Consider the following 6,705-nt stretch of genomic DNA (forward strand, 5'->3'; position numbering starts at 1 on the left):
GAGAGGGGTCGACGGCCAAAACCGGCCGGGGTCGGCGAGGTTGGCGCGATCGGTCCGGTCGAGGGCCGGGCGCGCTGCCGCACCGCGCCGTAGCTCGCCGTCGTGTTGAATTCATCGCCCTCGGCATCATCCTCGGCTCCTCCATCGGCGCCGCCGTGATCGACACCTGGGGCCCGCGCGCCCCGCTCTGGCTCGGCGCGATCATGGCCCTCGCCGGCCTCGCCACCGTCCTGCCCGATCTCGCCCGCCGCTCCATCCCCGCGACGGACCTTGCCTCCCTCCCTCGTAGGGGGCGGCAGGCGGAAGCACGTTCAGTCACGGACGGCGGGGCGGGCCGACCTGCCCCGCCGAAAGCCCCGGCTGCTGCGTCGGTGGCCTCTGGGCGACGCGCACCGCCGCGGCCCACCCCGGCCGGGTGGCCGCCCTCGCCGCGTTCCACGCCCCGGTGGGGGCCGCCGGGCCGGACAGCCTCTCCCGGCTCACCGCCGAAGTCCATTTCGGCCATGCCGAGGGCGACTTGACGCCCGAGGCACTCGGCCGGCTCAACAAGGCTTTGGACGCGGCGGAGGTCAACTACACCTCCGAGATCTACCCGGGCACCGTCCACGGCTTCACCATGTCCGACACCGGTGCCTTCGACCCCGCCGCCATGCGGCAACACTGGGACCGCCTGCTGCCCCTTTCTCGACCGCACCCTGTCGGGCGAGCACGCATGGGTCGATCGGTCGTCCTGACCGGTGCGCTGCCGCGTCCGTGGCCTCGGCCGCTCAGCTCGGCATCGAGCGTCTCCTGAACCACGCGCATGTTCTCCGCGTGCACGGGGTCCTTCAGACGGCGCCACATCTCCTCCTCGGCGACGTCCTCGACGTGGCTCACCACCCACCAGATGTTCCTTGATCCCGCTCCGCGCTGTCCGAAGGCGTTGTCCGCCAGTGACATGACGACCTCGCCGCCGACTGCGACGGCTCGTGAGAACACCTCGTCCGCATCGGCGACGAACACACGCAGCAGGCTCGGTGCGGGAGGCCAGTCGGCGTGTCGGTCGAAGGCCGGCACGACGGTGTCGCCGACCCGGATCTCACCGTGCCCGATCAAGCCGCCCTCGGTCCGCACCCGGCCCAGTTCCTCACCGCCGAACACCCGGGACTGGTGATCTCTCGCAGAGGACGCGGGTTCCGGGGGTGCCGTAGTCGTCCGCCGGCGCGGCCGGCCGGGGCCGGCCTGGCCGAGAGGAGCACGGGGCCGAGCGGGGTCCCTGCTCACGGGGCGTTTTCGACGACTCGCGCCAGCGCGTCCGCGGATTCGGGGGTCAGCCGGTAGAAGCCCTGCAGGCTGACCGAGTGCTCCAGCCGGCCGTTCACCACATATTTGAGGTTGCGGGTCTGTCCTCGGCGGTTGCGCCAGGTGAGCGTCGGCAGCAGGTCGCCGGGTATCCGGGTGTCGAAGCCCACGGGTGTGGCGTCCACGTGCACCGCGGTCGCGCCGCAGCCGCCGGCACCGAGCATCGACCAGTCATCGTGTCCGGGGAAGGCGGGCTCCCGCCATGTGGCCGGGGCGGTACCGCAGCAGTCGCCGCGCCCCATGTCGATGACCCGCATCCGGGAGACGACGAACACCTCGCACCGGTTGACGTGCAGCGCGTACACCTCGTCCCCGGCACGGGCGCCCGACCAGGGCCCGAAGGTAGGAGTGCGCCCCGGAAAAGGCGACCGGCGGCCGCTCCCCCACGCGCCCCGCCTCACGCAGGGCGCGGCAGGTGTCATGGGTCCACAGGACGGTGAAGGCATCAGGCATGCGGGGACCTTATGAGCGGGGACTGACAGTCACCGTGTCGGCGCCGCTCCGAGAGGCGCCGAAGCCGCACCGGATCTTCCGCTCTGCGTGTCCCCGCGACCCGTACCACGTTAGCGTCAGCCGCATGATCGTATGGCTCAACGGCACCCACGGCGCGGGCAAGACGACGACCGGTACGCTCGTCCAGCAACTGATTCCGGACTCACGGGTGTTCGACGCCGAGAAAGTCGGCGAGACGCTCATGGACATCAGGCCAGGACTGCCCGCGACGGACAACTTCCAGCACTGGCCGCCCTGGCGGCCGCTCGTGGTCGAGACCGCCCGACGCGTCCTCGACTACACCGGCGGCACCCTGGTGGTCCCCATGACGGTCCTGGTCGAGCGGTACTGGCGCGAGATCAGCTCGGGCCTTGCCCAGCACGCCATTCCGGTCCGGCACTTCGTCCTCCACGCCGACCAGGACACCCTCCGCGCGCGCATCGCGGGCGACACCGTCCTCGGCCCCGACTCCCCGTTCCGTCTCCGCCACCTCGAGCCCTACGCCGAGGCGGCCCGCGCGTGGCTGCACGCCGAGGCCGAGGTCGTGGACACCACGCACCTCACACCCGCCCAGGCCGCCCGGCAGATCGCAGAGGCCGTCGAGGGCTGAGAGCAGCTGAAAGCGACAGCGCTTATATAAGCACTGTTACGATGCCCGCCATGGCCGACCCCACTGCACACGACCCGACGCGGCAAAGCCTCTGGCGGCCCCTGCGCCTGCTCCAGGCGTCCATGGACGCCGACATCGCCCAGGTCTACTCCGAGCAGCGGATCGACGGGCTCAAGCCCAGCTATGTGATGGAGTTGCTCCGGCTGCACGACTGCGGGCCCATGACCATCGCGGAACTGGCCGAGTCGGTCCGGCGCACGCATTCGGCACTCAGTCAGAAGGTCGCCGCGATGCGTGAGGCCGGCTGGGTCCGGACCGTCGTGGGCGACGACGCGCGCACCAGGAAGGTGACGCTCACCGACAAAGCCCGCAGCATCGTGGATCGCCTGGCGGCGGAATGGCGGGCCACCGAGGCTGCCGTCGCTGAGCTGGAGGCGGAGATCCCCTACCCGCTCTCCCAGGTCGTCGCCGACATCGAGCGGGCTCTGGAGCGCAAGAGCTTCCACGACCGGATCACCGAGAAGCTGGCGCAGGATCCCGCATGGGGCTGAAACGCGCGCTGATCGACGTGGCTCCGTTACGGTCGTCACCGGCGTTCCGACGGTTGTGGACCGGGCAGGCCCTGTCCGGTCTCGGCAGCCAGATGACACTCGTCGCCGTCATGTTCCACATCTGGCAGATGACGAAGAGCACCGCGTGGACAGGCGCCGTCGGACTGACTCAGGCAGTTCCGCTCGTCGCGCTCGGGCTGTTCGCCGGCTCGCTCGTCGACCGCGTGGACCGTCGGAAGTTCTACCTGCTCACGATCAGCGGGCAGCTCGCGTGTTCGCTCCTCCTCGTGTTTCAGGGCTTCTTCGGGCACATTCCCGCCGCCGGTGTTCTGGGGCTGGTCGCACTCCAGTCCTGCTTCGCCGCGGGCAGCGGCCCCGCTTCGCGCACCTTCCTTCCCCGTCTGCTGCCCGAGCACCAACTGGCCGCGGGGCTGGCGCTGGGGCGGATCGCCTTCCAGGGCGCCCTGTTGCTCGGTCCCACACTGGGCGGCTTGCTCATGGGCGAACTGGGAGTCGGCGCCTGCTTCCTGATCGACGCCCTGACCTTCGTCGCCGTCCTCCACGGCGCGTTCGGCCTGCCGAAGACGGCCCCCGGGGCCGAGCCCGCACGGCCCGGCCGGCGCGGAGTGCTGGACGGTCTGGCCTTCCTGGCACGCACCCCCGTCATTCGCGGGGCCCTGCTCACCGACCTGGCCACCACCGTGCTGTCCATGCCCGTCAGTCTGTTCCCGTTGATCAACGCCGAGCGGTTCGGCGGCAACCCCCGCACCCTCGGACTGTTCCTCACCGCCGTCGCCGTCGGCGGCGTCGCGGCGTCGCTCTTCTCCGGCACCTTCACCCGGTTCTCCCGCCCGGGCCTCGCCATGCTCGGCGGGTCCGCCACCTGGGGCGCGGCACTGACCCTGTTCGGCTTCTCGCCCAACCCCTGGGCCGGTTTGGCCTTCCTCGTCGTCGCCGGCGCCGCCGACACCGTCTCCGTCGTCTCCCGGAGCACCGTCGTCCAGATGCACACCCCGCACGATCTGCTCGGCCGCGTCAGCGCTGCCGAACAGATCGTCGGGCAGGCGGGACCCGACATCGGCAACATGCGCGGAGGTCTCGTCGCAGACGCCACTTCGGGAGCGGCAGCTCTCGTCAGCGGTGGCCTGCTGTGCCTCGGCGCCGTCGTCGTGGTGGGCGTCGCCACGGCAGACCTGCGCAGTTCCTCCGCACCGCCCCGTCCGCACACAGCCGCGGCCGGCCCGTGAGCCCGCCGCGCGGGCTTTTCGGCTCCCGGCTACAAGTCGAACTCGACATGCTCGACGTCCGTGAAGCGGACCTCTTCCAGGCTGCCGGCGCGGCGGCCGCTGTCCTGGAAGTAGACCTCCTTGAGGCCCTCGGCGGCGATCTGTTGGAGCCGCTGGTCGTCGGCGCCGGCCTGCTGGGCGTCGAAGAGACGGGCGGCGTACCGGGGCGGCAGGGCGATGGTCAGGTGCCGTAGGCGGGCGTCGTCGGTGGACCCGATGGGTGCGGTGTAGCCGATGCGGGCGCGGGTGTCGATGACGATGCCGCCGGTCGTCGCGGCCGTCTGCCGGGCCTTGGCCCGGATCTGGGGCTGCCAGCGCTTCTTGACCTCGCGTTCCAGGCGCGCGGCGAGGTCCGGGCGGGGCTTTTTGATCTGGTTCTTGACGTACCGTTCGACGGTGCGCTGGGAGACGCGCAGCAGTTGGGCGACCGCTTTCGTGCCCTTGAGCTGCTTGACCAGGTAACGCATCTGGGCGGGTGCGCTCTTGGGGGCGGGGCGGGTGAACGCCTTCTGCACCGCGGCCTCCAGGCCGTCCCCGAACAGGGTCATCGTCGCCTTCTCCTACTCTCCGTTGTCGGCGTCGGTGACGGTGCCGTCCTTGATGTAGCGGGCGAGGTTGAGTTCCGGGGCGTCGAACCGCTCGCGAACCTCCTCGCCCCACAGGACGGACTGGGTGCCCTCGTGCTTGACCAGGCCCGGGTTGATGCCGAGCTTGAAGCCGCCGGGCAGGGGCTTGCCGTCCCGGTAGGGCAGGAAGTCCAGCGGTGATTCGCCGTCGGCCGCGTAGACGACGCAGTCGGAGAGGATCGCGACGGGGTACTGGCCGGTGAACGCCGCGTGCTTGACGATCTTGCGGTGCAGGTTGATCCGGGTGCGGGAGATGACGGCCGCGCGGATGTCCGGCCGCCAGGTGGGCCGCGACAGGGCCCGCCACGGCTCGCCCGGCCGCCAGCCCTCACCGCGCGGGCGTTCGCGCAGCTTGCCCAGGCCGCCCTTGACCGTGGCCTTGATCGCCGAGACCACGATCGCCAGCTCCGGGTCGCGTTGCCGGTAGCCGCCCATCGCCGCCAGGAAGTCCTCGGGCGTCATGTCCGCGTGGACGCCGAGGTCGGCCATCGTGGCGAGGTAGGCATCGCGCAGCCGCTGGTACCAGCCGTCCAGGTAGCGGCCGTTCTCATGGCGGACGTACGCCTCGATCGGCCGGACCGGGTAGCCGAGTTCCACCGCGTAGGCGACGGTGGGCGTCGCGTACCAGGCGGGGCCCTCCGGGTGATCGCCCTTCGGTGTGAAGGGGCTCGGCAGCAGGTCGGCGTCCAGGTCCGTCCACGTGTCCTTGCCGATCTTCACGCGGGACAGGTCCACATGGGAGAGGTCGACCAGCCAGGAGCCGGGCAGCTTGGGGTCGAACACCGGGTTCTTGACGTGCGTGGGGGCGCCGAGGCCGACGGTCAGGCCGTTGGCACCGGCGGCGAAGGCCATGTTCACGTCGATGCCGACCAGGTGCCGCAGGGTGCATTCCGCGTCCGTCATCGGGCGCGCCCAGTCGTACGCCTCCTCGAACAGCTTCTCCTGCGGGCCCCGGACGTGGAAGCGGGGCAGGTCCTTGAGGAGCGGGTGGCCGTCGGGGGCCTCGCACGGGGCGGGGTCGACCGGGTCCTTGCCCAGGCTGCCGGGGTTGTGTTCGGAGTGCCGTCGGCCGTCGGCGTCGGGGTCGGAGGCGCGGGTCGGCGGATGCAGCGCGGTCATGAGCTCCAGGCCGGTGACGGCGGTGGAGCCGCGCGGTGTCATGACACGGGACGCGTAGACGCCCAGGACGCGGGCGAGTTCGGCCGGTGGGAGCTGTGCGACGCCGCCCCAGTGGCGGGCGTCGAGCGCGTGCCAGGACGGGATGCACAGCTGGACACAGGTTCGTTCCGAGCCCTTGGCGGGGCGGTAGATCCGTGCCCACGGGCCGAAGCCGCGCTTGGTCAGCTTCCACTCCGCGCGGGCCAGCTGCTTGACGACCTTGTGGCTCTCCGGGATCCGCCCGGCCCCCCGCTCCGCGTCCGTGAGGGTGGCGGGCAGGCCGTAGCGTTCCAGCGCGGCTTCGGTGAGGACGAGCAGCGGGTCGGCGTCCTTGCCCGGCCCGGACAGCTTCGGCTGCCCGAGCTTCGCCTCGCGCAGAGTCCACTCCACCAGGGCCGGGATGCTCTTGGCGGGCACGTCCAGGACCAGGCCGCCGGTGCAGTACGCGAGGACGTTCCCGTCCGCGTCCACGTCGACGACCGCGAGCGGGCCGTTCTCGAAACGGGGGTCGGGGGCGCCCGCACGGGTGCCGCCCGCAGCCGTCTCCTGCCCGCCCGAAGCCGTCTCCTGTCCGGCCGGGGCCGTCCTCTGCCCGCCCGGGCGGCGCGAGGCCGACGCCGGCCGAGCGGTGCGCTTCGGAC

The 6,705-nt window shown here is 71.5% G+C and carries 6 protein-coding genes and 2 pseudogenes; 4 read left to right on the plus strand and 4 right to left on the minus strand.

Annotation, left to right across the window (positions count from 1 at the left end; all coding sequences use genetic code 11):
• Positions 1-358: 358 nt before the first annotated feature.
• Positions 359-734, plus strand: a pseudogene (locus tag FRZ03_RS15490) (dienelactone hydrolase family protein); the annotation flags it as partial.
• Here the strand turns inward: FRZ03_RS15490 and FRZ03_RS40305 are convergent.
• Both FRZ03_RS40305 and FRZ03_RS15500 read right to left on the minus strand, forming a co-directional pair.
• Positions 724-1,263: pseudogene (locus tag FRZ03_RS40305) on the minus strand (VOC family protein); the annotation flags it as partial. The pseudogenes FRZ03_RS15490 and FRZ03_RS40305 sit on opposite strands and share 11 nt — an antisense overlap.
• A complete protein-coding gene (locus FRZ03_RS15500; RefSeq protein WP_261399094.1) occupies positions 1,260-1,646 on the minus strand; it encodes a hypothetical protein in 387 nt (128 codons plus the stop codon). The gene FRZ03_RS15500 and the pseudogene FRZ03_RS40305, both read right to left, overlap by 4 nt.
• Before the next feature lie 272 nt (positions 1,647-1,918).
• Between FRZ03_RS15500 and FRZ03_RS15505 the strand changes: the two genes are divergently transcribed.
• Genes FRZ03_RS15505 through FRZ03_RS15515 form a run of 3 tightly spaced genes read left to right on the plus strand, consistent with a single transcriptional unit; the run spans position 1,919 to position 4,241 of the window.
• Positions 1,919-2,443 carry an AAA family ATPase gene (locus FRZ03_RS15505; RefSeq protein WP_146465730.1) on the plus strand — a complete coding sequence of 175 codons (525 nt, stop codon included), beginning with the start codon at positions 1,919-1,921 and terminating at the stop codon, positions 2,441-2,443.
• A 50-nt stretch (positions 2,444-2,493) separates the two neighbouring features.
• Positions 2,494-2,994 (plus strand): MarR family winged helix-turn-helix transcriptional regulator, encoded by a 501-nt coding sequence (locus FRZ03_RS15510; protein WP_261399095.1) that lies wholly within the window; start codon positions 2,494-2,496, stop codon positions 2,992-2,994.
• The gene (locus FRZ03_RS15515; RefSeq protein ID WP_146465732.1) at positions 2,985-4,241 is read left to right on the plus strand and encodes an MFS transporter; all 1,257 of its coding nucleotides are present in this window, start codon (positions 2,985-2,987) and stop codon (positions 4,239-4,241) included. Before FRZ03_RS15510 ends, FRZ03_RS15515 begins: the two co-directional genes overlap by 10 nt.
• A 29-nt stretch (positions 4,242-4,270) precedes the next feature.
• Here the strand turns inward: FRZ03_RS15515 and tpg are convergent, their stop codons facing one another.
• A complete protein-coding gene (gene tpg / locus FRZ03_RS15520) occupies positions 4,271-4,828 on the minus strand; it encodes a telomere-protecting terminal protein Tpg (protein WP_146465733.1) in 558 nt (185 codons plus the stop codon).
• 12 nt (positions 4,829-4,840) lie between these two features.
• Positions 4,841-6,705 (minus strand): telomere-associated protein Tap (gene tap, locus FRZ03_RS15525; protein WP_146465829.1); only part of this gene is annotated, 1,865 nt, incomplete at its 5' end.

Source organism: Streptomyces misionensis (genome assembly GCF_007896895.1).
In the GTDB taxonomy this organism is placed as follows: domain Bacteria; phylum Actinomycetota; class Actinomycetes; order Streptomycetales; family Streptomycetaceae; genus Streptomyces; species Streptomyces misionensis_A.

Excerpts from the sequence above, each read along its gene's own strand:
- FRZ03_RS15505 (WP_146465730.1), top strand. The coding sequence starts at position 1,919 with ATGATCGTATGGCTCAACGGCACCCACGGCGCGGGCAAGACGACGACC.
- FRZ03_RS15510 (WP_261399095.1), top strand. The coding sequence starts at position 2,494 with ATGGCCGACCCCACTGCACACGACCCGACGCGGCAAAGCCTCTGGCGG.
- FRZ03_RS15515 (WP_146465732.1), top strand. The coding sequence starts at position 2,985 with ATGGGGCTGAAACGCGCGCTGATCGACGTGGCTCCGTTACGGTCGTCA.
- tpg (WP_146465733.1), bottom strand. The coding sequence starts at position 4,828 with ATGACCCTGTTCGGGGACGGCCTGGAGGCCGCGGTGCAGAAGGCGTTC.